We start from the raw sequence: 22232 nt of genomic DNA on the forward strand, positions 1-22232 counted from the left end.
GACCATGAGCCCCAGGCGATCCCCCAAAACCCGAGACCCCGGCATCGAGCAAGCCGCGCGCCGGGCGCGTCGCTTGCTGCACCGCCGCGCGCTGCTCGCCGGCGCAGCGAGCGCGTTGCCCATCCCTGGTCTGGATTGGATGGTCGACGTCGCGCTGCTGCAGCGGCTCATACCCCGCCTGAGCGCGGAATTTGGGCTGCTGCCGAACCAAATCGAGCGGCTCGACCCCGCGCAACAAGAACGGGTACGCAAGGCCGCAGCCATCGTTGGTAGCACCCTGATCGGCAAGGTCGTCACTCAGGAACTGGTTTTATCGGTGTTTCGGCGGTTGGGCTTGCATTTGAGCAGCAAACAAGCCGCCCGTTTCGTGCCGCTGGCCGGTCAGGCTGCGGCCGGCGTGATCGGCTACGCGACCCTGCGGGTCATCGGGGAACGGCACATCCGCGACTGCATCGAAGTTGCCCAACGCGCGCGACTCGCGTTGCCGATCGACCCTGCGGACCCCACTGACGGGGACCATCGGCGGCCCGCAGACGCCACGGGTTGATCGCCCGCTGCCGAGCGCGCACCATGTGCAGCCACTACCAAACCGTCAAAGATGCCGAGCGGCATCAACGCTATTTCGGCTGCCCTTTGCCCGAGACGATACGGCAGCAACTGCCCAAGGACGTTTGGCCCGGCTACCCATCGAATATCGTCGTGCGGCACATCGACGCGACCGATACGGGGCTGACCACACGCCAGAGCCGGCTCGCACGCTTTGGGCTCATTCCGCACTGGGCCTCGGACCCCGACATCAGCCGCCACACCTTCAACGCCCGAGCCGAAACCGTCAGCACCAAGCCCAGCTTTCGCTATGCCTGGCAGCACGCCCAGCGCTGCATCGTCCCGGCCGAAGCCTTCTATGAGCCTGACTGGCGCACCGGCCACTCGGTCGCCACACGCATCGCGCGGCGCGACGGCGCTCCCATGGGCCTTGCCGGGCTCTGGGCCACTTGGCGTGCGCCGCAGGGCGAGTTGGTCCAGAGTTTTACCTTGCTGACCATCAACGCCGACGAACATCCGTTGATGCGACGGTTTCACCGCCCCGGCGTGGAAAAGCGGATGGTCGTGGTCCTGCCCGATGAGGACTACGAAACTTGGCTGCGTGCGCCCAACCATGCCGCCGCTGCGCTGCTGCAGCCCTACCCCGCAGACCGTCTCGATGCCAGCCCGGCAGAACCCCCAAAGCGCTGAACCGAAAGACAAACGCCCGCGCAAGGCGGGCGTTCCAAAAAACTTTGGTGGGTCGTGCAGGATTCGAACCTGCGACCAACGGATTAAAAGTCCGCTGCTCTACCAACTGAGCTAACGACCCGCCATTTTGTTGCTCGTCATTTCTGTCGAAGCAACAGCGAAAATTATAGCATCGTTCGCTGGCCCTCAGGCCGGCTTCGCACGCGTGAGTTGATCCAGAACCCAGCCAGCAGCGCACAAGCCAAAGGTGCCGGTCACCGCGACGGCGGACCCGTAACCGTGGCAGTTGAGACTGCCCTCCGCGCCCAGAGCACAGCCCGGGTCTGGAGCGGCCACCGGCTCGCGGCTGAACACGCTCATCACGCCCAGCGGCGCACCGCCGCTCGGAGCGCCATACACCCGGCGAAGGCGGTTGCGCAGCGATGCGAGCAAGGGGTCATGCGTGACCTTCGACAAGTCGTCGATCTCCACCCGGTGCGCCTGGCGCTTGCCGCCGGCCGCACCGGCACAAATGAAAACCACTGCCGGGTGATGACGCGCCCAGGCCGCCATCACGGCTTTGGCGGGAATCTGGTCACAGGCATCGATGACGGCATCGGGCACCGAGGGCAACAAGGCGGGCCAATTGTCGGGCTCGACGAAGGCATCGACCGTGTCGACCGTCGTCGTCGGGTCGATCGTGGCAATGCGCTCGCGCATCGCAGCGACTTTGGCCTGACCCAAAGTCTGCTCAGTGGCGAGAATCTGGCGATTGATGTTCGACTCGGCGACATGATCGAAGTCGATCAGCGTCAGCCGCCCCACCCCGCTGCGCGCGAGCGCTTCCGCCGCCCACGAACCGACACCGCCGAGTCCGACGACAGCGACGTGGGCTTGGGCAATGCGCGCAGCCCCCTCGACTCCATAGAGGCGCGCCACGCCGCCAAACCGGCGCGTACGGTCGACGTGCGGCGCCGCATCTGCGAAGGTCATGCAATCACCCTCACCGTCACGCCATACGCTCCAGGCGCCAGGTCTGATAGCGCAAGCCTGCGATGGCTCCCGCAAAAATACCGATCAAGGCGAGCACACTGTTCACACTCAGGGTCGAAAGCCCGCTCAAACCCTGCCCGATCGTGCAGCCCAGCGCCGTGACCCCGCCCACGCCCATGAGTAGCCCGCCGACGAGATGATTCGCCAAATCCTCGGTCGTCCGAAAGCCCTCCCAGCGAAAACTCCGCGTGACGAGCGCGTGCACCCAAGCGCCGACCACGACACCCCATACGGAAACCACACCCACCGTCAACAGCTTGCCCCGGTCGCTGAAGTAAATCAACCAATCGAGCGCATAGGCCATCGGCCCCGTGAAGGTCATGGCCTCGATGCGCCCTGTGTTCGTTGCCAAATAGACCTCTTCGAGCGTCTGCGGATGCTCGAGAACATGGCCGACATGCCCAGTCACGAACCACATGCCGACGATGGACAAACCCACGGCCAAGGAAGTGAACACATGGAGCGGCGTGCGAAAGGCTCGATCCACCAAGGCCCAGGCGATCAGCCCGCCCCCGAGCAGGAACGAGAGCAGCAGCCGCGCGTACGCAGCGGGCCAGCCGACCGCTTGCGCCAACCCGTCCGACAGTGCCGTCCCCGAAGCGACCGACAACACCACGCGGTCGACCGTGGCAACCCGGACGACGGCCGTGATGCCCTTGATCGTCGCGAACGCTGCCAGCGCCATCACCAGGAATACGACCAGCGCCTTGAGACTGCCCGAGCCGATGCGCAGCAGGGTTCGGCTGCCGCAACCGGAGGCCAGCACCATGCCGAAGCCAAACAGAACACCGCCGAGGAGGGTCGACGCCAGGTACAGACGATCACTGGCGTAAACCGTATCCGCTGGATCGACCCAGCCGCCCTGAACCAGACCCGCAAAGCCCAAAATCGCCACGCCCGCCGCAAACGCCCACTGGCGCAAACGGGTCCAATCCCCGATGCCATAGGCGTCGCTGATGGCGCCCATCGTACAAAAGCGCCCTCCGCGAGCCGCCGCTCCGAACAGCGCCGAGACGAGAAACGCTCCCCACAAGACCAGGGCGGTGCGGGTCGAAAGTTCCAGTGTGTCAAACATCCTGAGCGATCAATCGCGCGGGGCAGTTGCTGCGCCGCGCATGCGAGAGCAGAGTGAACGGGGTATTCAACGCAAGCGCGCGAGGCGATCACGCGCCGTGCTGGCGGCCTCTGACTTGGGGTAGGTCTTCACCAACTCCTCGAGCGTCGCCCGAGCCGCACGCATGTCTTTCAGCTCCACCTGGCAATTGGCGATGGCGAGCAAGGCATCCGGCGCCCGTGGATGGTCCGGGGCCGCCTTGATCATGGCGCGCAAGTTTGAAATCGCTTCCTTGTAGGCGCGGTTGGCGTATTGCGCATTGCCCAGCCAAAAGAGCGCCGAGGGCCCATAGCCAGACTCTGGGTACCGCTTGATGAACTCCGCAAAGGCGGCCCCGGCAGCGGGGAAGTCGCCGTTACGGAATTGCGCCAGCGCTGCTTCGAACGCCTTGCGCTCCTCGGCGGTGGCCAGAAACTCACGGCCATCGACAACGACCTTTTGTGGCTCGAACGCGCGCAGCCGCGCGTCGGTTTTCTCGGCCAGGCTCAGCTGGGCCCGCTGCAGTTCGGAGAGCGTTCGGGCCAGTTCCTCGTTTTGGCCCCTCAAGCGAGCCTGCTCGGCACGCAGGCTCTCGATTTGGCTTTGCAGGTCGAGGAGACTGCGGCGGATTTGGTCGAGTTCCTCGGCGCGCCGCCGCTCCGCCCCATCAGTGGCCTGCCGCAGGGCTTCGACGCGTTGACGCAAGTCCAGGATGGCCTGGCGCGCTTCATCGTCGCTGAACAGCGCCGCCTGTGCCCAGGCGGAAGCACCCAGCAGCAGCACGACGAGCAGCCGCTGGAGGCTGCGGTGAGCGGAGACGGACATCATCAGCGGTACTTGATTTCGACGCGGCGGTTCTTCGCCCAAGCGGCTTCATCATGCCCATCGACGGCGGGCTTTTCTTTGCCAAAGCTCACGGCCTCGACCTGTGCCGAACCGACGCCGAGCAGGCTGAGGGCCCGAGCGACCGCCTCGGCACGCTTTTGGCCGAGTGCGAGGTTGTATTCGCGGCCACCGCGCTCATCGGTATGGCCTTCCAGCACGGCGTGGCGCTTCGGATCGGCTCGCAGGTACCGCGCATGGGCCTCGACCACCGACTGGAACTCGGGCTTCACCACGTAGCTGTCGAAATCGAAGTAGATGACATGCGCCGTCGCAGCCGGTCCGCGCTCATCCCCAGGCGCGCGCTCGGCCTCGACGGCGGCCACGGCACTGCCACCCGCGGCTCCGGTTGCAGCGCCGGCTGCGCCTGCGCCCGTGACCGCCGCACCCGTTTTGTCCTCGACCGGGACGTTGTCGAGTTTCACATTGGAGCCGCAGCCCGCCAGAGCCAACGCCAGCAAGAACACCCAACCCAGCTTCTTCATATTCACTCCTAAAACGTCGATGATTCACACGCACAACCGTCGCAGCGAGGCGCCATGGGCGTCTACGCTTCTTCGCCCGCCCGAGGCCTGACCGCGTGGGCAGCCAGCAACCCCATGTCCGATGGCCACGAGGCACTCAAGCCGAAGTCAAGAAGGGGCCCCAGTCCGGCTCCCGAATCTCGCCTCCCTTGCCCGCCAGACGCGCCTTGATTTTGCCATCCAGCGTCGTCGTCATCAGGGCATCGCGCCCGCCTTGACGACTGGCATACACGATGAGTCGGCCGTTGGGCGCAAAACTCGGGCTTTCATCTTGCCCTCCGTCACTGAGCGCCGTTACCGCACCGGAACCCAGATCCATGAGTTGGAGCCGGAATGCTCCGCCGGTGCGGGTAATGAAGGCCATCGATCGCCCATCGGGGCTGAGCGCGGGAGAAATGTTGTAGTCGCCGGCAAAGGTCACGCGTTCGGCTGCGCCGCCGCTGACCGGCATGCGGTAGATCTGAGGTGTGCCCCCGCGATCGCTGACGAAATAGATCTGGCGGCCATCGGGGGAAAAACAGGCTTCGGTGTCGATGGCCGAAGACTGCGTGAGCCGACGCGGCTCTCCCCCACGCGCGTCGATCAGGTAGATTTGCGAATTGCCATCCCGAGTCAGCGTGAGCGCGAGCGTGCGCCCATCGGGCGCCCAGGCCGGCGCACTGTTTGAGCCCCGAAAGTTGGCCAACAGCCTGCGGCGGCCGCTGGAGAGTTCATGCACGTACACGACGGGCTTGCGCGACTCGAACGAGACGTAGGCGAGTGAGCGCCCATCGGGTGCCCACGCCGGTGAGATGATCGGTTCGGGACTGGCGAGCGCGCTCTGGGCGTTCTCGCCGTCGGCATCGGCCACCCACAGATTGAACTGGCGCCCGGTCTGCCCGACATAGGCGATGCGGGTGGAAAACACGCCGCGCTCGCCGGTGAGTTTTTCGTAGATGTAATCGGCCGCCTTGTGCGCAGCCAGCCGCAAGTCCGAGGCGGGTACGACATACGCCTGGCCACCCTGGTCCTGTCCAGCCACCGAGTCCCACAGCCGAAAACGAACGTCGTAACGCCCATCGGCCAGGCGCGTGACACTGCCAGTCACCAACGCATCAGCCCCACGGCTGCGCCACTGCGCAAAGTCGATCCGGCTCGTCTCGTCGAGGGCAGACGCCGCGGCGTCGATCGACTTGAAGCGCCCGCTGCGCTCCAGATCCGCCATCAAGACCGCGGCCAAGGCCACGGGCGTCTGGGCTTGGCCGCGAAAAGGCGCGACTGCGATGGGCAATTGATTCAAACCGACGCCGGTGACCTCGACGCGAAACTGCGCCAGGGCGTTCAATGCAGGCAGCCCCAGCGCGGCCGCGATCAGCGAGCGGCGTGTCAACGCGGGGCCCTGACCCGCCTGGCGCTCGGGACCAGTCAAAGACCGAGTGGAAAAAACCGTCATATCGAAAATGCACCCACAAGGTTGGAGAACTGTCGGATTCGGACGACGCGCAATCCTTTGCCGCCATGGCGCGCGCCCCGCCGATCGCTGCAGCAAGCACCCAGACCGCCCGCCAACAAAGGCGCCTATCGTACACACGAGCGGAGTCACATCGGCTCCGAAGCACCAGCGCCAAGGTCACAAAGCGTAGCGGCATGAGCGGATCCGAGAGCAACGCGCGGCACAGATAGAATCCCCGACCCATGAGCGCCGCTGACGTTGCCCCATCGAAAACGGAGACGCTCGCCCGGCGCTTGGCGCGCCTCGCGCCCTATTTTGGGCGGCAAAAAGCCCTCTGGGGTCTGGCCTTGCTCGCCACTTTGGTGGGCGCGGGCACCGAGCCTTTGATTCCGGCGCTGCTCAAGCCGCTGCTCGACCAAGGTTTTTCCGCAGGAACGCTGCCGCTCTGGGCGGTTCCACTCGCGGTGGTGGGCTTGTTCGCCCTGCGCGGAAGCGCCCAGTTCGTCGCCTCCTACGCGCTCGCGCGCATCGCCAACGACGGCATGCGCGCCTTGCGGGAACGGCTCTTCCGCCGCTTGCTCGAGGCGGAGCTGACCCTCTTTTCCCGGCAGTCGGCAAGCGCCCTGTCCAATACCGTCGTCTATGAAGTGCAAACCGGCGCGACGCTGCTGGTGCAGGCGCTGTTGGGGCTCTCGAGAGACGGCTTCACCCTGCTGGCGCTGCTGGGCTATCTGTTCTATTTGAATTGGCGGCTCACCCTGATCGTCGCGGTACTCGTGCCCTCGGTCGCTTGGATCATGAAGACGCTCTCGCGCCGGCTATACCGACTGACGAAGGAAAGCCAGCAAGCGACCGATGACCTCGCCTACGTGGTGGAGGAAAACGTGCTGGCACACCGCATGATCCGTCTCCACGGCGCCGAGGAGGCCCAGGCACGGCGATTCGAAGCGCTCAGTCAGCGCCTGCAACGGCTGGCGGTCCGCTCGACGATCGCCTCGGCTGCGATGACGCCTCTGACCCAACTCACGGCGGCGGTGGCGCTGTCCACGGTGATTACGATCGCCCTGTGGCAAAGCCGCTCGGGCGCGGGCTCGGTCACGGTGGGCGGCTTCGTCGCGTTCATCACGGCCATGCTGATGCTGGTGGCCCCGATCCGGCGGCTCTCAGACGTCGCGAATCCGATCACGCGAGGCATCGCGGCGCTCGAACGCGGCCTCGATTTGATCGATCGCTACCCGGCGGAGGCGAGCGGCGACCGTGTGCCGTCCCTGGACCGCGGCGCCATCGAATGGCGCAACGTCTCTGTGCGTTACCCTGGAGACGGCCCCGCGGCGCTCGACCGGGTGAGTCTGCGGGTGGAGCCTGGCGAAACGCTGGCGCTGGTCGGACCCTCGGGGTCTGGCAAGACGACCCTGGTGCATCTGCTGCCGCGTTTCGTCACCGCCACCGAGGGCGAGGTCTGCATCGGCGGTGTCGATGTCCGGCACTGGTCGCTGCCGGCGCTGCGGCGGCAAATCGCGCTGGTCAGTCAGGACGTCGTCATGCTCAACGACACCCTCGCGGCGAATGTGGCCCTCGGCGCCACACCCGACCGTGAGCGGGTGCTGGCCTGCTTGGAGGCGGCCAACCTGGGCGAGCTCGTTTCAGCGCTGCCGCGCGGCATCGACACGGTCGTGGGGCACAACGCGGCGCAGCTCTCCGGCGGACAGCGGCAGCGGCTCGCCATCGCTCGAGCGCTCTACAAGGACGCACCGATCCTCATTCTCGACGAAGCCACCTCAGCGCTCGACACCGAGTCCGAGCGGCTCGTTCAGCAAGCACTGCAAAGGCTGATGGCCGGGCGAACGACTCTGATCGTGGCGCACCGCCTTTCCACGATCGAGCACGCTGACCGGGTGGTGGTCATGGAACAAGGCCACATCGTCGAACAGGGCACGCATGCGGCACTGCTGGCGGCAGGCGGCCTGTTCGCGCGCTTGCATGGCTCGGCAGGCGGCGCAGCCGCCCCGGCGGGTCAAGGCAACGCTGAATGAGTGCCCGTGATGGCGCGCGAGGGACTTGTTCAGCCTCGCCTCAAAGCAAGACGATGTCGTAGTCTTCAGGGCCGATGGCAGTTTCGGCCTGCAGCGAGATCGGCTTACCAATGAAATCCGACAAGCCCGCAAGGTGCGTGCTCTCTTCGTCGAGCAGCAGCTCGACGACTCGGGGTGACGCGACGACCCGGAACTCACGCGGATCGAACTGCCGCGCTTCGCGCAGGATCTCCCGCAAGATGTCGTAAGCAACGGTCCGTGCGGTTTTCACGATACCCCGTCCCTGGCACGCCGCGCAGGGTTCGGTGAGCATCTGGGCCAGCGACTCGCGCGTGCGCTTGCGCGTCATCTCGACGAGGCCGAGGGCGGAAAATCCCCCGACCATGGTCTTGACCCGATCGCGGGCGATTTGCTTTTTGAACTCGGCCAGCACCGCTTCGCGATGGTCCTCGCGGGTCATGTCGATGAAGTCGACGACGATGATTCCGCCAAGGTTGCGCAGCCGCAGTTGCCGCGCGATGATCTGAGCCGCCTCGAGATTGGTCTTGAATATCGTGTCGTCGAAGTTGCGGGCACCGACGAAACCGCCCGTGTTGACGTCGATGGTGGTCAGCGCTTCGGTCTGGTCGATCACCAGATAGCCGCCCGACTTGAGGTCGACCCTGCGACCCAAGGCACGGGCGATCTCCTCGTCGATCGAAAACAGGTCGAAGATCGGCCGCTCGCCCTTGTAGTGCTGCAGCTTCGCGGCCGCCTTGGGCATGAACTCGCGCCCGAAGGCCATGAGCTTGCCGAATTGCTCATGCGAGTCGATGCGGATCACCTGCGTTTGTTCGCCCACCAGGTCCCGCAGCACGCGCTGCAACAGATTCAGATCCTGGTGCAACAGCGAGCGCGGCGGCTGGGACTGCGCCGCCTCGCGGATCCGCGACCAGGTCCGGCGCAGATAGGCGATGTCTTCGGCCAACTCCTCATCGGTCGCATCCTCGGCATTGGTGCGCAGGATAAAGCCGCCACCGCCCTCGCCTGCCAAGGCCGTCAACCGCTGCCGCAGGCTTTCGCGGAGCGACGAAGGAATTTTTTGGGACACGCCAATGTGCTCGTCCTGCGGCAGAAACACCAGCAAGCGGCCGGCAATGCTGATCTGGGTCGAGAGGCGCGCGCCTTTGGTGCCGATCGGGTCCTTGATGACCTGTACGAGCAGCGATTGGCCTTCGAAAACCTGCTTTTCGATCGGCGTCGGCCCCGGCGATTTACCGTTGGCAGCGTCCCCGGCATCGGCCGCGCGCGAACCGCCCAGCGGCGTTTGCAGGTCGGCCACGTGCAGGAACGCCGCGCGCTCGAGCCCGATGTCGATGAAGGCCGACTGCATGCCGGGCAAGACCCGCGCCACGCGGCCCAGGTAGACGTTGCCCACCAAGCCCCGCTCGAGGGTGCGCTCGACATGGATCTCCTGCACCGCTCCGTTTTCGACGACGGCCACCCGGGTTTCCTGCGGCGACCAGTTGATCAGAATTTCCTGTTGCATGAACCCTCCGCCGGTGCTCGCCAGCGACTCAGAGCGCCCAGCCGCAGCGACGCAGCAGCTCGGCGGTTTCAAACAGCGGCAGGCCGACGATGCCGGAATGACTTCCGCTGATGTGCTCGACGAACGCGGCGGCCCGCCCTTGGATCGCATAGGCCCCCGCCTTGCCCAAAGGCTCGCCGCTGGCGATATACGCGTCGATCTGGGCCTCGCTGAGCGGCGCGAAGCGCACCCGCGAGACGCTCAAGGCCTCGAGCCGCCGCGAGCCCTGCGCAAGGGCGACCGCGGTCAGCACCCGATGGGCGCGGCCGCTGAGGCGCTGCAGCATCGAGCGGGCTTCTACCGCGTCGGCGGGCTTGCCCAGAATGGAGCGCCCCAGCGCCACCGTCGTGTCGGCGCACAGTATCGGCCCTTCGGACAGCGCGAGCCGCCGATGTCGGGCCACGGCCGCTTCGAGCTTGAGCGCGGTGACGCGCCGTACATAGCTCAGGGCGCTTTCGCGCGCCAAGACGGCTTCGAGCGCCTCGGCGTCCTCGTCGGGCCCGGGGGCGAGGACCACGTGCCGGACCCCAATCTGATCCAGAAGCTGGCTGCGCCGCGGGCTCTGCGAGGCAAGGTAAAGGAGGCGATTCATGCGATCAACCATACGCGAGGCCGCAGGCTTCATTCCCGATGGTAAGGGTGGCCGGCGTTGAGCGACCAGGCCCGATAGAGCTGCTCGGCCAGCAATACGCGCACCATGGCGTGCGGCAGTGTCAGGTCCGAGAGGCGGATGCGCTCGTGCGCGGCCGAGCGCAAGGCTGGGTCCAGGCCATCGGGGCCGCCTATGAGCAAAGCGACGTCGTCGGCCGTCTGCCGCCAGGTATCGAGCCGTTGGGCCAACCCCGCCGACGTGAGCGCCGTACCGCGCTCGTCGAGCGCCACGATGCGGCTGCCGCGGGGGATGGCACCCTGGATACGCTCGGCCTCGGCGGCCATCAGCGCTGCGGCTGACCGACCGCCGGTGCGGGGCTCCGCTTTGACCGCCTTGAGCTCCAGCCGCAGGTCGGGCGGAAACCGCCGCGCGTACTCTTCCCAGCCCGCCTGCGCCCAAGCGGGCATGCGCTGCCCAACCGCAACGACCCAGAGCCTCATCGGGCCGGCCGCTCAGGACCGCGGGGTTGTGGTTCTCTTGGCCGGGGCACGGGCGCCAGTAGCGGCGTTGGAGGCCCCGCGGGTCGACCGCTCGGCCGCAACACTCCGCTTGGGGGCGGCTGCTGGCTTCTCGGCCGAAGCCTCAATTGCTTTCTTTTTAGGAGCAGACGCAGACCGTTTCTTGCCGGATATAGCGGCTTTTTCTTCCAATTTTTGAACTTTGGGCGCTGCTCCCTCCGAAGCCGAAGCCGCCCGGCGGCGCGCGCTCGCCTTCGCGGCTGCGACAGACTTCCCGGCCGCCGGAGCCGTCGCGGCCTTGGTCGGTGTGACAGGCTTGGCCGCGCCGAACTTCATGCGAACCGGCGTTTGGCCCCAAATTTCTTCGAGGTTGTAGTAACTGCGGATGTTGGGCTGCATCACATGAACGACCGCCGTGCCGCAGTCGACGATGATCCACTCGCCGTTGTCTTCGCCTTCGAGCCGCGGTTTCGGGAAACCGGCTTCCCGAACCTTGTCGCGAACGCTCGCGGCCAAAGCTTTGGTTTGGCGGTTGGAGGTGCCTGCAGCGATGATGACGCGCTCGAACAAGGGGGAGAGCTGGCTGGTGTCGAATACCCGAATGTCTTGGGCTTTGACATCCTCGAGACCATCGACGATGGCCCGCTGGAGCCGTTGAATGTTGCGCTTGGCGGTGGTTTCGCTCATGAGTTTCCGTAGAGATGATGGCGTTCAATGTAACCCGCGACGGCGGGCGGCACAAGTTCAAGAATCGGCTCGCCCTGGCGGATGCGGCGACGCACCTCGGTCGAACTCCAGGGCATGTCGGGCAAGCGCAGGATGTGGATGCGCTGGGCCAGCCCTTCTGCCGGCAGTCCGGCCGCCTCGGCCAAGCGCTGCGCCAGCGCCTGGCTCGAAGACGCTCCGCGTTGGGCGACGGCGAGCGTGCAGCGGTCGAGCAACTCCCGCCAGCGGTGCCAGGTGGGCAGTTGTTCCAACTGGTCGCTTCCGATGATGAGAAAAATCCGCCCGCCCGGGTGGCGCCGCTGCAAAGCTTCCAGCGTATCGATGGTGTAACTCGGCCCCGAGCGTTGCAGTTCCTCGGCGTCGACCTGGGTCCGCGGGAGCCCCCCGAACGCCGCCTCGGCCATGCGCCAGCGATGCTCGGCCGGCGCCAACACCCGGGCCTTGTGCCATGCGTGGCCGGTTGGGAAGACATAGAGCCGGTCGAGATCGAGCTGCTCGAGCGCCGCACGCGCGAGCGCGACATGCGCCCAGTGCGGCGGATCAAAGGCACCGCCAAAGACCCCGATGCGCTCGGCAGCGCCAGGCTCGCCCATCAAACCCAGTCTCGCGGCGTCAGAAAGTCGCGGTACAGCGCGGCCTCGGGCGTTCCCGGCGCTTCTCGACGTTCGTAAGACCAGGCCGCCAAGGGAGGCATCGACAGCAAGATGGACTCGGTGCGACCGCCCGACTGTAGGCCAAAGTGCGTGCCCCGGTCCCACACCAGGTTGAACTCGACATAGCGGCCACGCCGGTAAAGCTGGAATTCGCGCTCGCGCTCTCCGTAGGGCAGCGCGCGGCGGCGCTCCACGATGGGCAGATAGGCCTGCAAAAACGCGTCACCCACCGCGCGCAGCAGCGCAAAGCCGTTGGCGACCCCGCCCTCGGCGAAGTCGTCGAAGAAGATGCCGCCAATGCCGCGCGGCTCGTTGCGGTGCTTCAGGAAGAAATACTCGTCGCACCAGCGCTTGAAGCGCGGGTATTTGTCGGGCCCAAACGGCTCGAGCGCATCGCGGCAAACGGTGTGGAAGTGCACCGCGTCTTCCGCGTAGCCATAGTACGGCGTGAGATCCATGCCGCCGCCGAACCAAGCCATCGGCGCCTCGCCCGGATGCGCGGCGCTCAGCATGCGCACGTTCATGTGCACGGTCGGAACATAGGGATTGCGCGGGTGAAAGACCAGCGAAACCCCCATCGCTTCAAACGGCGCGCCAGCCAGCTCCGGACGGTGTTGCGTGGCCGAAGGCGGCAGCTTCGGCCCGCGGACGTGCGAAAACCCACAACCCGCCCGCTCGAACACCGGCCCGCCTTCCAGAATGCGGGTGATGCCGTCGCCTTGCAGCGGCTCCCCGGGGGCTTTGTGCCAGACATCCTCATGGAAAGGCGTGCCGTCGATCGCCGTGATGGCATCGGTGATGCGCTGCTGCAGCCCCAGCAACCACGCCCGCACGTCGGTCGTGGCCGGCGTCGTGAGAACCTCACTCATGACTTCACCGCCCGATGCCCGATGTCATGCCGGTACTGCATGCCATCGAAATGGATGCCGCGTATGACGTCGTAAACCCGGGTTTGCGCCTGCTTGACCGAATCCGCGAGCGCGGTCACGCACAGCACACGGCCACCCGCGGTGACGATCTGGCCGTCTTTCTCGGCGGTCGCCGCGTGAAACACCATGACGTCGGGCTCGTCCTTGGGCAAGCCGAAGATCGGGTCGCCTTTGCGCGGGGTCAGCGGATAGCCTGCAGCCGCAAGCACGACGCCCAGTGCGGTCCGCCGATCCCACTCCAGCTCGACTTGGTCCAGACGCCCTTCGGTGGCGGCGAGCAACACCTCATAGAGGTCAGACTTCAGCCGCATCATGATGGGCTGGGTTTCAGGGTCGCCCATGCGGCAATTGAACTCCAGCGTCTTGGGCCGCCCCGCGGCGTCGATCATCAGCCCGGCGTAGAGGAAACCCGTGTAAGGCATGCCGTCTTGCTCCATGCCGCGCAGCGTCGGCAAGATGATTTCGCGCATCACGCGGGCGTGGACATCGGCCGTGACCACGGGCGCCGGCGAATAAGCGCCCATGCCGCCCGTGTTCGGGCCTAGGTCGCCGTCGAGCAGCCGCTTGTGGTCCTGGCTGGTCGCCAGCGCCAGCGCATTCCTGCCGTCGCACAGGACGATGAAACTCGCTTCCTCGCCCTGGAGAAACTCCTCGATGACGACCCGCGCGCCGCCTTCGTTGTGGCTGACGCCCAGCCGGTTGTCGAGCAGCATGAAATCGATCGCTTCATGCGCCTCGGCCGGCGTCATCGCGACAACCACGCCTTTGCCCGCAGCCAGCCCGTCGGCCTTCACCACGATGGGCGCGCCCTGGGCGTCCACATAGGCATGCGCAGCGGCAGCGTCGCTGAAGGTCTCGTAGGCTGCGGTCGGAATGCCGTGGCGCTGCATGAACGCCTTGGAAAAGGCCTTCGAGCTCTCGAGCTGCGCGGCCGCGCGCGTGGGTCCGAAGATGCGCAGCCCGTGCGCGCGGAATTCATCGACCACACCGGCCGCCAAAGGCTGCTCCGGCCCTACGACGGTGAGGGCGATGCCCTCTTGCTGCGCCCAACGGCGCAGTTCCGCAAGATCGGTAATCGGTACATTGCGCAGCCGGGCGTCGCGCGCTGTGCCGGCATTGCCGGGTGCGACGTACACGCGCTCCACGCGCTGCCCCCCAGCGAGCTTCCACGCCAAGGCATGTTCGCGGCCGCCGCCGCCGATGACGAGGACCTTCATTCCTCGAGCTCAGCGTTGTGATAGACGGCCTGGACGTCGTCGAGGTCTTCGAGCACGTCGAGCAGCTTTTGCATGCGCGCGGCGTCCTCACCCGCCAGGGCGACCGTGTTCTCGGGTCGCATCGTGACTTCGGCCACCTCGGGCTTGAGCCCGGCGGCCTCGAGGGCATTCTTCACCGCTTCAAAGTCACCCGGCGCGGTAATGACCTCGATGGCGCCCTCTTCGTCGGTGATGACGTCTTCCGCGCCCGCCTCCAGGGCGACTTCCATGACTTTGTCCTCGCTGGTGCCAGGGGCAAAAATCAGTTGCCCGCAGTGCTTGAACTGGAAGGCCACCGAGCCTTCGGTGCCGAGGTTGCCGCCGTACTTGCTGAAGGCGTGGCGCACTTCAGCCACCGTGCGCACGCGGTTGTCGGTCATGGTGTCGAGGATGATGGCTGCGCCGCCGATGCCATAGCCCTCGTAGCGGATTTCCTCATAGTTCACGCCTTCGAGGTTGCCCGTGGCCTTGTCGATGTTGCGCTTGATCGTGTCGGCCGGCATGTTGGCGGCCTTGGCTTTTTCGATCGCCATGCGCAGGCGCGGGTTGGCGCTCGGGTCGCCGCCACCGGTACGGGCCGCCACCATGATCTCGCGGACCACGCGGGTCCAGATCCGCTGGCGTTTTTCGTCCTGCCTGCTCTTGCGGTGTTGAATATTCGCCCATTTGCTGTGGCCGGCCATCGGAAATCCTCTTTTGTTGAATTAACCTTGGGGCCGAGATTTTAGGCGACGGGCTCGCGCAGTCCCCCCGTCACCGCAGGAATGAACCCCCCACCACACGAAACCCGCCATGGCTGAACCTCTGCTCATTGCCCGCAACGCCCACACCGAGTGCTACCTGCTGCCCGAGATGGCGAACCGCCACGGCCTCATCACCGGGGCCACCGGCACCGGAAAGACGGTCACGCTGCAGACCATCGCCGAGAAGTTCTCGAGCATTGGGGTACCCGTCTTCCTTTCCGACGTCAAAGGCGACCTCTCGGGCATCAGTCAGCCCGGCCAAATCAGCCCCAAGCTCGCCGCCGTGCTCCAAGAGCGCGGTATCCCGACGCCCGAGCCTCGGGCTTGCCCCGTCACCTTTTGGGATGTTTTTGGCGAGCAAGGGCATCCGGTTCGCGCCACGGTGGCCGACATGGGGCCGTTGCTGCTCGCGCGCATGCTCGACCTCAACGAAACGCAGGCGGGGGTGTTGCAAATCGTCTTTCGCATCGCGGACGACAACGGGCTTTTGTTGCTCGACCTCAAAGACCTGAGGGCCATGCTGCAATTCGTGGGCGACCATGCTTCGCAGTTCACCACGCAGTACGGCAACGTCAGCGCCGCGAGCATCGGCGCCATCCAGCGCGGCCTGTTGCAGATCGAAGCGCAGGGCGGCGACCGCTTCTTCGGCGAGCCCATGCTCAACATCGCCGACTTCTTGCAAACGGTCGATGGGCAAGGCATGGTCAACATCCTGGCCGCCGACCGCCTCATGCAAGCGCCGCGGCTGTATGCGACTTTCCTGCTCTGGCTGCTTGCCGAACTCTTTGAGCAGTTACCCGAAATCGGCGACCCCGAAAAACCCAAGCTCGTCTTCTTTTTCGACGAAGCGCATCTGCTGTTTTCCGATGCCCCCAAGGCGCTGCTCGAGAAAATCGAGCTGGTGGTCCGCCTCGTGCGGTCCAAGGGCGTGGGCGTGTATTTCGTGACGCAAAACCCGCTGGACATTCCCGACTCCGTGCTGGCCCAACTCGGCAATCGCGTGCAACACGCTTTGCGCGCCTTCACGCCGCGCGACCAAAAAGCCGTCAAGGCCGCTGCCGAGACGATGCGTCCGAACCCTGGGCTGGACCTCAGCCGTGCCATCACCGAACTTGCCGTGGGCGAGGCACTGGTAAGCCTGCTCGACGCCAAAGGCCGGCCGGGCGTGACCGAACGCGCCTTCGTGATCCCGCCCGGCAGCCTCATCGGCCCCATCAGCGCCGAGCAGCGACGCGCGCTCATGGCTCGCTCGCTGGTCGCGGGCGTCTATGAGAAAACCGTCGACCGCGAGTCGGCCTACGAGCGCCTCGTCGCCCGCGCCACCGGTGGCGGGGCGGTCAACGCCGGGAACGCCAACGGAAGTGGAACGCCCGCAGCCGCTGCCCCATCCTCGGCGGCAGACACCAGCGGCGGCGTGCTCGATGGCCTGCGGGACGTGCTGTTTGGCAGCACCGGGCCGCGCGGCGGCCGCTACGACGGGATCGCGCAGACGCTGGCCAAATCGGCCGCGCGCACCATCGGCTCGACCGTGGGCCGTGAAATCATCCGCGGCGTGCTCGGCAGCTTGCTCGGGGGCGGCAGCAAACGTCGCTGAATCCCTGCCGGCCCAGCCGCCTACCATCCCTCCAACCACAACTCAAAGAAACCATGAATCAGGTTCATCACATCCGCCACCCGCTCGTGCAGCACAAGCTCACGCTGATGCGCAAGAAGGAAGCCAGCACCAACACCTTTCGCCGGCTGCTCAATGAACTGGCGACCTTGATGGCTTATGAAGTCACGCGCGACATGCCCACACAAGACGTGGCGATCGAGACACCGCTCGAGCCGATGATGAGCCCGGTCATCGACGGCAAGAAGCTGGTGTTCGTGCCCATTCTGCGCGCGGGTCTCGGCATACTGGACGGCATGCTCAGCGTGGTGCCCGGTGCGCGCGTGGGCCACATCGGCCTCTACCGCGACCCGGCCACGCTGCAGGCGGTGGAGTACTACTTCAAGATGCCGTCAGACATGCCCGAGCGCGACGTGATCCTGCTCGATCCCATGCTCGCCACCGGCAATTCCGCCGTGGCCGCCATCGACAAGGTCAAGGCGCTCAAGCCGCGCTCGGTGAAGTTCGTCTGCCTGCTGACCTGCCCCGAGGGCATCGCCACCGTCCACAAGGCCCACCCCGACGTGCCCATCTACACCGCCGCCATCGACCGCGGCCTCAATGACCACGGCTACATCCTCCCGGGCCTGGGTGACGCGGGCGACCGGATTTTCGGGACGACCTGAGTCCGCGTCACGCACCCGACACGGCCTTGCTCGGCAAGAGCATCAGCGCGACGGGCAGACCGTTGCCAATAATCCTTTTTTGATAGCAAAGATCGACCGATTCACGCCGGCACTCGGCATGTTTGGCTCAAAATAGCGAACCCAAGGCGCGCCCCGCCGGCCTCAGCCCAAATCTGCAGTCACGTAGTCCGCCCATTCGGCCAGGGCATTCAGTATGGCCTCGGCGCGTTCGTCTTCGCGCTCCATGGCTTCATCGACAAGGAGATCGAGGCGCTCTTGCAGCTGCGCCAGGGTGCGCGCCCCGCCCTGCCCGTCGATCAAACGCGCGTGGCGCAGCGCCTGCCAACGCGCGCGGCCTTCGTCGTCGAGCGTCTCGGGCCAGTTGCGCGCACGCCAGCGGAACACGAGTTCATCGAGCCGCGGGTCGTCGAAGCCCATCCGGGCGTTGGCCAAGCCCGCGGGCGCGAGGGCGCGCAGCTGCTCGAGTCGCCGCCGGTCGGCGTTGCTCAGAAAACCGCCGTAGAGGTCGAGCTCCACGTCCACCGGTTCGGTGGGTTCTGGGCGGCTGAAGACTTCGGCCCAGATGGCGCTGAGGTCGGGCAGGTGGCGTGCCATCACCGCATGGGCCAGCTGCTGCTCCAGATCGATGCCCCAGCGCTCGCGCACCGCCGGGGTCAGCACCTTGAGGTTGCCGATGACCACGGGCGATTTGTTCAGGTGCACCGACTTGATCGGCAACCGCGCCACCCCTTCGGGCAACGCTTCGGCGCGGGTGAAGAGACGGGCGCGGATCGCCTCGGCATCGAGACTCGCCAGCTCGCTGGGGTCGTAGGCCAGGTCCCAAGCAATGAGCTCGTTGCGGTTGTTCGGGTGCGTGGCCAGGGGCCACATGATGGCCAAGCAACCACGCTCGGGGGCGAACATGCCGGAAATATGGATGAACGGCCGCGCCTCGCGCGGGGTGCAGGGCAAGCCGATTTCGGCCGCCACGCGCTCTTTGCGGTGAAGCGCAAAACAAAAATCGAACAGCCGCGGCTGACGCGCGCGCAGCAGCCGAGCCAGCGCGATCGTTGCCCGCACATCGGAGAGCGCGTCGTGGGCCGCCTCGTGCACCAGGCCATTCGCGGCGCTGAGGTGTTCCAGACGAAAGCTGGGCCGGCCGTCCCCGTTGTGCGGCCACTCGATGCCCTCAGGCCGCAGAGACCAGGTCGCGCGCACGACGTCGAGCAAGTCCCACCGCCCGCACTCGTTCTGCCACTCGCGCGCGTAGGGATCGATCAGGTTGCGCCACAACAAAAAGCGTGTGACTTCATCATCGAAGCGGATACTGTTGTACCCCACCCCTATGGTGCCGGGTTGGGCGAACGCACCGTGGATGCGCTCGGCAAACCGTGCCTCGGGTAGGCCGTTCGCCCAACATTGCTGAGGCGTGATGCCCGTGACCAGACAGGCATCCGGATCGGGCAAGTAGTCCGGGGCGGGCTGGCAATACAGCATCAGCGGCTCGCCCAACTCCTGCAGGGCAGCGTCGGTCCGAATCGCCGCAAACTGCGCCGGACGGTCGCGGCGCACGTCGGTACCGAAGGTTTCGTAGTCGTGCCAGAGGAATGTGTGCGTGCCGAGACTCCGCGGCGCGGCCGGGTTGATGTGCGTCGTCATGGGCCGATTCTTGCAGACACGCCGCAAGCTTCCGGTGGCTTGTGTGGAAAAACCCGAAGCACCGGCCCACGAGGCGCGTCGATATACTGAGCCTAAATTCGGCAGTTGACCGCTTCTCGCGAAAAGGAAGGTGTTGATGTTTCAGCAATTTTCAGTGGGGAGGCCGTTCACCGTTTGGGTGTGCGCTGCGCACCCGTTCGAGTCGCCCTCGGGCGCGGGGGCGGCGTTGCAAATCCTCGCCATGGCAAGCGCCATGGCTGCGGTTTGCGCCTTGCCCGCGCGCCCGATGACGACCTGCCCGGGCGCACCCAACTGCCGGATTTACGCTGCGCCAGCCTCCTTTGCCGCCCGTTCCATGCCGATCCGTTCGCCCCTTTCTCTTTCCGCGCGCTCTCGGCGTCCAGACTCCTCGGGGAAGCGCTCATGCCAGGACTGACCTGGGCGGGCTGGATCGCCGCCGCGATCTTGGTCGGGTGGGCGCTGTGGGAACGTCGCCGCGCGCGCTGGGCCGAGCAATTGCTTGCCGAGGAGAAGAACCGGGTTTCGGAATTGTTCGACCGGCTGTCGATCGCCCACTGGCGGCGAGATCTCGACACCGGTGAACTGTGGTGGTCACCCACGTTTCGTCGGCTCCACGGGATTGCTGACGACGTCCCGGCAGAGCGTGAGCGGATCGCCGCCATGCTGCACCCCGAGGACCGCCCTCACCTCGCACGCGACCTGGAAGCCGCGTACGCTGCGGACGGCGGGGAAATTCATTACCGCCTCTACCGCAGCGACGGGGAACTGCGCTACTTTCTGCTGCGCACCGTGGTCGTGACCGACACGGTCCAAGGCCACCGCCAGGTCTATGGCATCAACATCGACATCACGGACCACGTGCGGCTCGAGCGGACGCTACGCGAACGCACCGCCTACCTCGAAGCCATCGTCCAGCAGCTCCCGCTCGGCCTCAGCGTCTTCGACGCCAGCCTCAAGCTTCGTCTCTGGAATGAGCGCTTCGGGCAGATCCTCGACCTGCCAGCCGAAGCCTTGCGCGAGGGCGTCGATTTCGGTGACCTCACCCGTTACCCGGCCGAGCGCGGCGAATACGGGCCGGTTCCCGTCGAGCGGGCCATCCAGGAGCGGCGCGCCTTGGCGCTGAAGTTCGAGCCGCACCGCTTCGAGCGCGAGCGGCCCGACGGGCGCACCCATCTCGTGATCGGCACGCCCATCCGTGACGAAACGGGGCAGGTGCTGGGATTTGCGAGCACCTACACCGACATCACCGTGCAAAAGCAAGAGCGCGCCCAGCTCCGCCAAGCCCTCGACCTGCTGCGCACCCTGGTGCAGAACATCCCGGCGGGCATCTCGATGGTCGACGGTGACCTGCGGATCCTCTACTGGAACGACCGGCTGCTCGAAATGCTGGATCTGCCGCGCGAATTGTTCGAGCGCCCCGGCGCATCGTTGATCGATGTCTATCGCTACAACGCCGAGCGGGGCGACTATGGCCCCACGGCCGATCCCGAGGCCATGGTGGCCGCCATGGCGGCCCGCGCGCGCCGTTTCGAGCCCCATGAGTTCGAGCGCACCCGACCCAACGGCCAAGTGCTACACATCCGCGGTCAGCCGCTGGCCAGCGGCGGCTACGTCACTGTGTACACCGACATCACCGAGCGCAAGGCCGCTGCAGCCGAAATCGAGCGGCTGGCCCGAACAGACCCCTTGACCGGGCTGTACAACCGGCAGGCCTTTCTCGATGTGCTCGAGCATGAAATTTCAGCCAGCGCCCGCGACGGACGCATGCTCGCCGTCCTCTTCATCGACCTCGACCGCTTCAAGAGCGTCAACGACCGGTTTGGGCATGAGGCCGGTGACGCCGTGCTGCGGGAAACCGCCCACCGTTTGCGCGAACGCCTGCGCAGCAGCGACTGGATTGGCCGGCTGGGCGGCGATGAATTCGTCGCCGCCTTGCCCGGTCTGGATCACGCCGAGGCTGCGGCACAGACGGCGCAGAGCCTTCTGGAAGCCCTGGCAGCGCCGTACGCCACCGGAACCGAGGGCGCAGCAGCCGAAGTGGAAATCAGCCCGTCGATCGGCATTGCGCTCTATCCCCAAGACGGCACCCGCGCCTCGGACTTGCTGCGTCATGCCGATCTCGCGATGTATCAGGCCAAGAAGACCGGGGGCGCCCGCTGGCACTTCTACACGGACGCCATGGATGCCGCGGTGCAGCGGCAGCTCGCGCTCGAGCAAGGTCTGCGCGCAGCCATTCGCGACGAGCAGTTGATTCTTTACGCGCAGCCCATCCACGGGCTCACACCGAGCTTGCCGCTGCTCGGCTTTGAGCTCCTGGTGCGCTGGCCGCAACCCGACGGCAGCATCCTTGCTGCCGGAGCCTTCATCGATGTCATCGAGAGCCGCAGTGAGCTCGCCGAGGCGATGGGTATCTGGGTTGCCCGGCAGGCCAAAGCGATGGTGGAGACCTGGATGCAGACCTGGCCGGATCGCCAGCTTCGGGCCAGCATCAACCTGTCCGCACGGCAATTCGACCGGCCAGACCTCGCCCAGCGGCTGTGCTGCGCGCTCGGCTGCGACGGCGACAGCAGCGAGCCGCAGCGGCTCCTCGAGCGGATCGAACTCGAGGTCACGGAAAGCGCGATCATGGGCGATCCACGGGCCGCGAAAGGCGAACTCGATCGGCTGCGCGGGCTGGGAGCCCGCTGCGCGATCGACGACTTCGGCACCGGCTACTCGTCGCTCGCCTACCTCAAACAACTGCCGATCGACCGCCTCAAGATCGACCGTGCTTTCATCCGCGATCTCGAGCACGATCCGGATGACGCTGCCATCGTGGCGGCGGCGATCGACCTTGCCCATCAGCTCTCACGCGACACGGTCGCCGAGGGGGTTGAAACCCTCCAACAGCTCCAGATGCTTCGCGCCCTGGGCTGCGATGCGGTGCAAGGCTACTTGCTGAGCGCGCCCATGCCGCCGGACGAAATCGTGCGCTACGTCGAGCGCGTCGACCGGTCCGAACACCTTCCGCTCGGCTGGAGCGGTTGAAGGCTTGGATCGAGCCGAGGGCAGGCCCATCG

20 protein-coding genes and 1 tRNA gene are annotated in these 22232 nt (G+C 66.1%); 6 read left to right on the plus strand and 15 right to left on the minus strand.

All coding sequences use genetic code 11. From position 1 onward, the window contains the following. Positions 1–4 precede the first annotated feature (4 nt). Positions 5–547, plus strand: a complete 543-nt coding sequence (locus JHC36_RS03120) for a hypothetical protein (RefSeq protein ID WP_287915716.1) — start codon at positions 5–7, stop codon at positions 545–547. Between the two features lie 23 nt (positions 548–570). Then, positions 571–1236 carry an SOS response-associated peptidase gene (locus JHC36_RS03125; RefSeq protein WP_287915718.1) on the plus strand — a complete coding sequence of 222 codons (666 nt, stop codon included), beginning with the start codon at positions 571–573 and terminating at the stop codon, positions 1234–1236. A gap of 45 nt (positions 1237–1281) precedes the next feature. Here JHC36_RS03125 and JHC36_RS03130 read toward each other — a convergent pair. The 6 genes from JHC36_RS03130 to tolB form a co-directional block, all read right to left on the minus strand. Next, a tRNA-Lys gene (locus JHC36_RS03130) sits at positions 1282–1357 on the minus strand. 65 nt (positions 1358–1422) lie between these two features. Beyond that, entirely contained in the window at positions 1423–2208 is a 786-nt protein-coding gene (locus tag JHC36_RS03135; RefSeq protein ID WP_287915722.1) for a tRNA threonylcarbamoyladenosine dehydratase, read from the minus strand. Positions 2209–2224: 16 nt separating this feature from the next. Then, positions 2225–3343 (minus strand): YeeE/YedE family protein, encoded by a 1119-nt coding sequence (locus JHC36_RS03140; RefSeq protein ID WP_287915725.1) that lies wholly within the window; start codon positions 3341–3343, stop codon positions 2225–2227. Positions 3344–3409: 66 nt separating this feature from the next. Then, positions 3410–4186, minus strand: a complete 777-nt coding sequence (gene ybgF, locus JHC36_RS03145; protein WP_287915794.1) for a tol-pal system protein YbgF — start codon at positions 4184–4186, stop codon at positions 3410–3412. Between the two features lie 2 nt (positions 4187–4188). After that, on the minus strand, positions 4189–4728 hold the full coding sequence (gene pal / locus JHC36_RS03150) for a peptidoglycan-associated lipoprotein Pal (protein ID WP_287915728.1): 540 nt from the start codon (positions 4726–4728) through the stop codon (positions 4189–4191). A 136-nt stretch (positions 4729–4864) separates the two neighbouring features. Continuing rightward, positions 4865–6175, minus strand: a complete 1311-nt coding sequence (gene tolB / locus JHC36_RS03155) for a Tol-Pal system beta propeller repeat protein TolB (RefSeq protein WP_503006803.1) — start codon at positions 6173–6175, stop codon at positions 4865–4867. A 266-nt stretch (positions 6176–6441) separates the two neighbouring features. Here tolB and msbA point away from each other — a divergent pair, with 266 nt between their 5' ends. Beyond that, positions 6442–8232, plus strand: coding sequence for a lipid A export permease/ATP-binding protein MsbA (gene msbA, locus JHC36_RS03160; RefSeq protein WP_287915731.1), 1791 nt, complete (start codon positions 6442–6444; stop codon positions 8230–8232). Positions 8233–8272: 40 nt separating this feature from the next. Here the strand turns inward: msbA and rng are convergent, their stop codons facing one another. From rng to JHC36_RS03200, 8 genes are read right to left on the minus strand one after another with little or no spacing between them, the layout of a single operon-like run. Continuing rightward, positions 8273–9760, minus strand: coding sequence for a ribonuclease G (gene rng, locus JHC36_RS03165; protein WP_287915734.1), 1488 nt, complete (start codon positions 9758–9760; stop codon positions 8273–8275). A 28-nt stretch (positions 9761–9788) separates the two neighbouring features. Next, positions 9789–10391 (minus strand): Maf family protein, encoded by a 603-nt coding sequence (locus tag JHC36_RS03170; protein WP_287915735.1) that lies wholly within the window; start codon positions 10389–10391, stop codon positions 9789–9791. A 29-nt stretch (positions 10392–10420) separates the two neighbouring features. Then, positions 10421–10891, minus strand: a complete 471-nt coding sequence (gene rlmH / locus JHC36_RS03175) for a 23S rRNA (pseudouridine(1915)-N(3))-methyltransferase RlmH (protein ID WP_287915738.1) — start codon at positions 10889–10891, stop codon at positions 10421–10423. A 12-nt stretch (positions 10892–10903) separates the two neighbouring features. Then, the gene (gene rsfS, locus JHC36_RS03180; protein ID WP_287915740.1) at positions 10904–11596 is read right to left on the minus strand and encodes a ribosome silencing factor; all 693 of its coding nucleotides are present in this window, start codon (positions 11594–11596) and stop codon (positions 10904–10906) included. After that, positions 11593–12228: a nicotinate (nicotinamide) nucleotide adenylyltransferase gene (nadD, locus tag JHC36_RS03185; protein ID WP_287915766.1), complete on the minus strand. Its 636-nt coding sequence runs from the start codon at positions 12226–12228 to the stop codon at positions 11593–11595. The genes rsfS and nadD overlap by 4 nt, the downstream gene beginning before the upstream one ends. Next, positions 12228–13157, minus strand: a complete 930-nt coding sequence (gene hemF, locus JHC36_RS03190) for an oxygen-dependent coproporphyrinogen oxidase (RefSeq protein ID WP_287915769.1) — start codon at positions 13155–13157, stop codon at positions 12228–12230. The genes nadD and hemF overlap by 1 nt, the downstream gene beginning before the upstream one ends. Further along, a complete protein-coding gene (purD, locus tag JHC36_RS03195) occupies positions 13154–14434 on the minus strand; it encodes a phosphoribosylamine--glycine ligase (RefSeq protein WP_287915772.1) in 1281 nt (426 codons plus the stop codon). The genes hemF and purD overlap by 4 nt, the downstream gene beginning before the upstream one ends. Further along, positions 14431–15156, minus strand: a complete 726-nt coding sequence (locus JHC36_RS03200) for a YebC/PmpR family DNA-binding transcriptional regulator (RefSeq protein ID WP_124221518.1) — start codon at positions 15154–15156, stop codon at positions 14431–14433. The genes purD and JHC36_RS03200 overlap by 4 nt, the downstream gene beginning before the upstream one ends. Positions 15157–15265: 109 nt before the next feature. Here JHC36_RS03200 and JHC36_RS03205 point away from each other — a divergent pair, with 109 nt between their 5' ends. Together JHC36_RS03205 and upp are read left to right on the plus strand one after the other, a co-directional pair. Beyond that, the gene (locus tag JHC36_RS03205; RefSeq protein ID WP_287915774.1) at positions 15266–16810 is read left to right on the plus strand and encodes a helicase HerA-like domain-containing protein; all 1545 of its coding nucleotides are present in this window, start codon (positions 15266–15268) and stop codon (positions 16808–16810) included. A gap of 53 nt (positions 16811–16863) precedes the next feature. Further along, complete coding sequence (gene upp, locus JHC36_RS03210; protein ID WP_124221514.1) at positions 16864–17493, plus strand: uracil phosphoribosyltransferase; 630 nt, start codon at positions 16864–16866, stop codon at positions 17491–17493. Positions 17494–17655: 162 nt separating this feature from the next. Here upp and sbcB read toward each other — a convergent pair whose 3' ends face one another. Beyond that, complete coding sequence (sbcB, locus tag JHC36_RS03215) at positions 17656–19152, minus strand: exodeoxyribonuclease I (RefSeq protein ID WP_287915777.1); 1497 nt, start codon at positions 19150–19152, stop codon at positions 17656–17658. Positions 19153–19575: 423 nt separating this feature from the next. Between sbcB and JHC36_RS03220 the strand changes: the two genes are divergently transcribed. Next, the gene (locus JHC36_RS03220; RefSeq protein WP_287915779.1) at positions 19576–22200 is read left to right on the plus strand and encodes a sensor domain-containing protein; all 2625 of its coding nucleotides are present in this window, start codon (positions 19576–19578) and stop codon (positions 22198–22200) included. Positions 22201–22232: the final 32 nt, after the last annotated feature.

Source organism: Tibeticola sp. (assembly GCF_022759015.1).
In the GTDB taxonomy this organism is placed as follows: domain Bacteria; phylum Pseudomonadota; class Gammaproteobacteria; order Burkholderiales; family Burkholderiaceae_C; genus Tibeticola; species Tibeticola sediminis.

What these genes read in the sequence shown, in the direction of transcription:
- rsfS (WP_287915740.1), bottom strand. Translation starts at nt 11,596, where the DNA reads ATGAGCGAAACCACCGCCAAGCGCAACATTCAACGGCTCCAGCGGGCC.
- ybgF (WP_287915794.1), bottom strand. Translation starts at nt 4,186, where the DNA reads ATGTCCGTCTCCGCTCACCGCAGCCTCCAGCGGCTGCTCGTCGTGCTG.
- nadD (WP_287915766.1), bottom strand. Translation starts at nt 12,228, where the DNA reads ATGGGCGAGCCTGGCGCTGCCGAGCGCATCGGGGTCTTTGGCGGTGCC.
- JHC36_RS03220 (WP_287915779.1), top strand. Translation starts at nt 19,576, where the DNA reads ATGCCAGGACTGACCTGGGCGGGCTGGATCGCCGCCGCGATCTTGGTC.
- JHC36_RS03170 (WP_287915735.1), bottom strand. Translation starts at nt 10,391, where the DNA reads ATGAATCGCCTCCTTTACCTTGCCTCGCAGAGCCCGCGGCGCAGCCAG.
- hemF (WP_287915769.1), bottom strand. Translation starts at nt 13,157, where the DNA reads ATGAGTGAGGTTCTCACGACGCCGGCCACGACCGACGTGCGGGCGTGG.
- JHC36_RS03120 (WP_287915716.1), top strand. Translation starts at nt 5, where the DNA reads ATGAGCCCCAGGCGATCCCCCAAAACCCGAGACCCCGGCATCGAGCAA.
- rng (WP_287915734.1), bottom strand. Translation starts at nt 9,760, where the DNA reads ATGCAACAGGAAATTCTGATCAACTGGTCGCCGCAGGAAACCCGGGTG.
- purD (WP_287915772.1), bottom strand. Translation starts at nt 14,434, where the DNA reads ATGAAGGTCCTCGTCATCGGCGGCGGCGGCCGCGAACATGCCTTGGCG.
- JHC36_RS03205 (WP_287915774.1), top strand. Translation starts at nt 15,266, where the DNA reads ATGGCTGAACCTCTGCTCATTGCCCGCAACGCCCACACCGAGTGCTAC.
- upp (WP_124221514.1), top strand. Translation starts at nt 16,864, where the DNA reads ATGAATCAGGTTCATCACATCCGCCACCCGCTCGTGCAGCACAAGCTC.
- JHC36_RS03200 (WP_124221518.1), bottom strand. Translation starts at nt 15,156, where the DNA reads ATGGCCGGCCACAGCAAATGGGCGAATATTCAACACCGCAAGAGCAGG.
- msbA (WP_287915731.1), top strand. Translation starts at nt 6,442, where the DNA reads ATGAGCGCCGCTGACGTTGCCCCATCGAAAACGGAGACGCTCGCCCGG.
- JHC36_RS03140 (WP_287915725.1), bottom strand. Translation starts at nt 3,343, where the DNA reads ATGTTTGACACACTGGAACTTTCGACCCGCACCGCCCTGGTCTTGTGG.
- sbcB (WP_287915777.1), bottom strand. Translation starts at nt 19,152, where the DNA reads ATGACGACGCACATCAACCCGGCCGCGCCGCGGAGTCTCGGCACGCAC.
- JHC36_RS03135 (WP_287915722.1), bottom strand. Translation starts at nt 2,208, where the DNA reads ATGACCTTCGCAGATGCGGCGCCGCACGTCGACCGTACGCGCCGGTTT.
- pal (WP_287915728.1), bottom strand. Translation starts at nt 4,728, where the DNA reads ATGAAGAAGCTGGGTTGGGTGTTCTTGCTGGCGTTGGCTCTGGCGGGC.
- rlmH (WP_287915738.1), bottom strand. Translation starts at nt 10,891, where the DNA reads ATGAGGCTCTGGGTCGTTGCGGTTGGGCAGCGCATGCCCGCTTGGGCG.
- JHC36_RS03125 (WP_287915718.1), top strand. Translation starts at nt 571, where the DNA reads ATGTGCAGCCACTACCAAACCGTCAAAGATGCCGAGCGGCATCAACGC.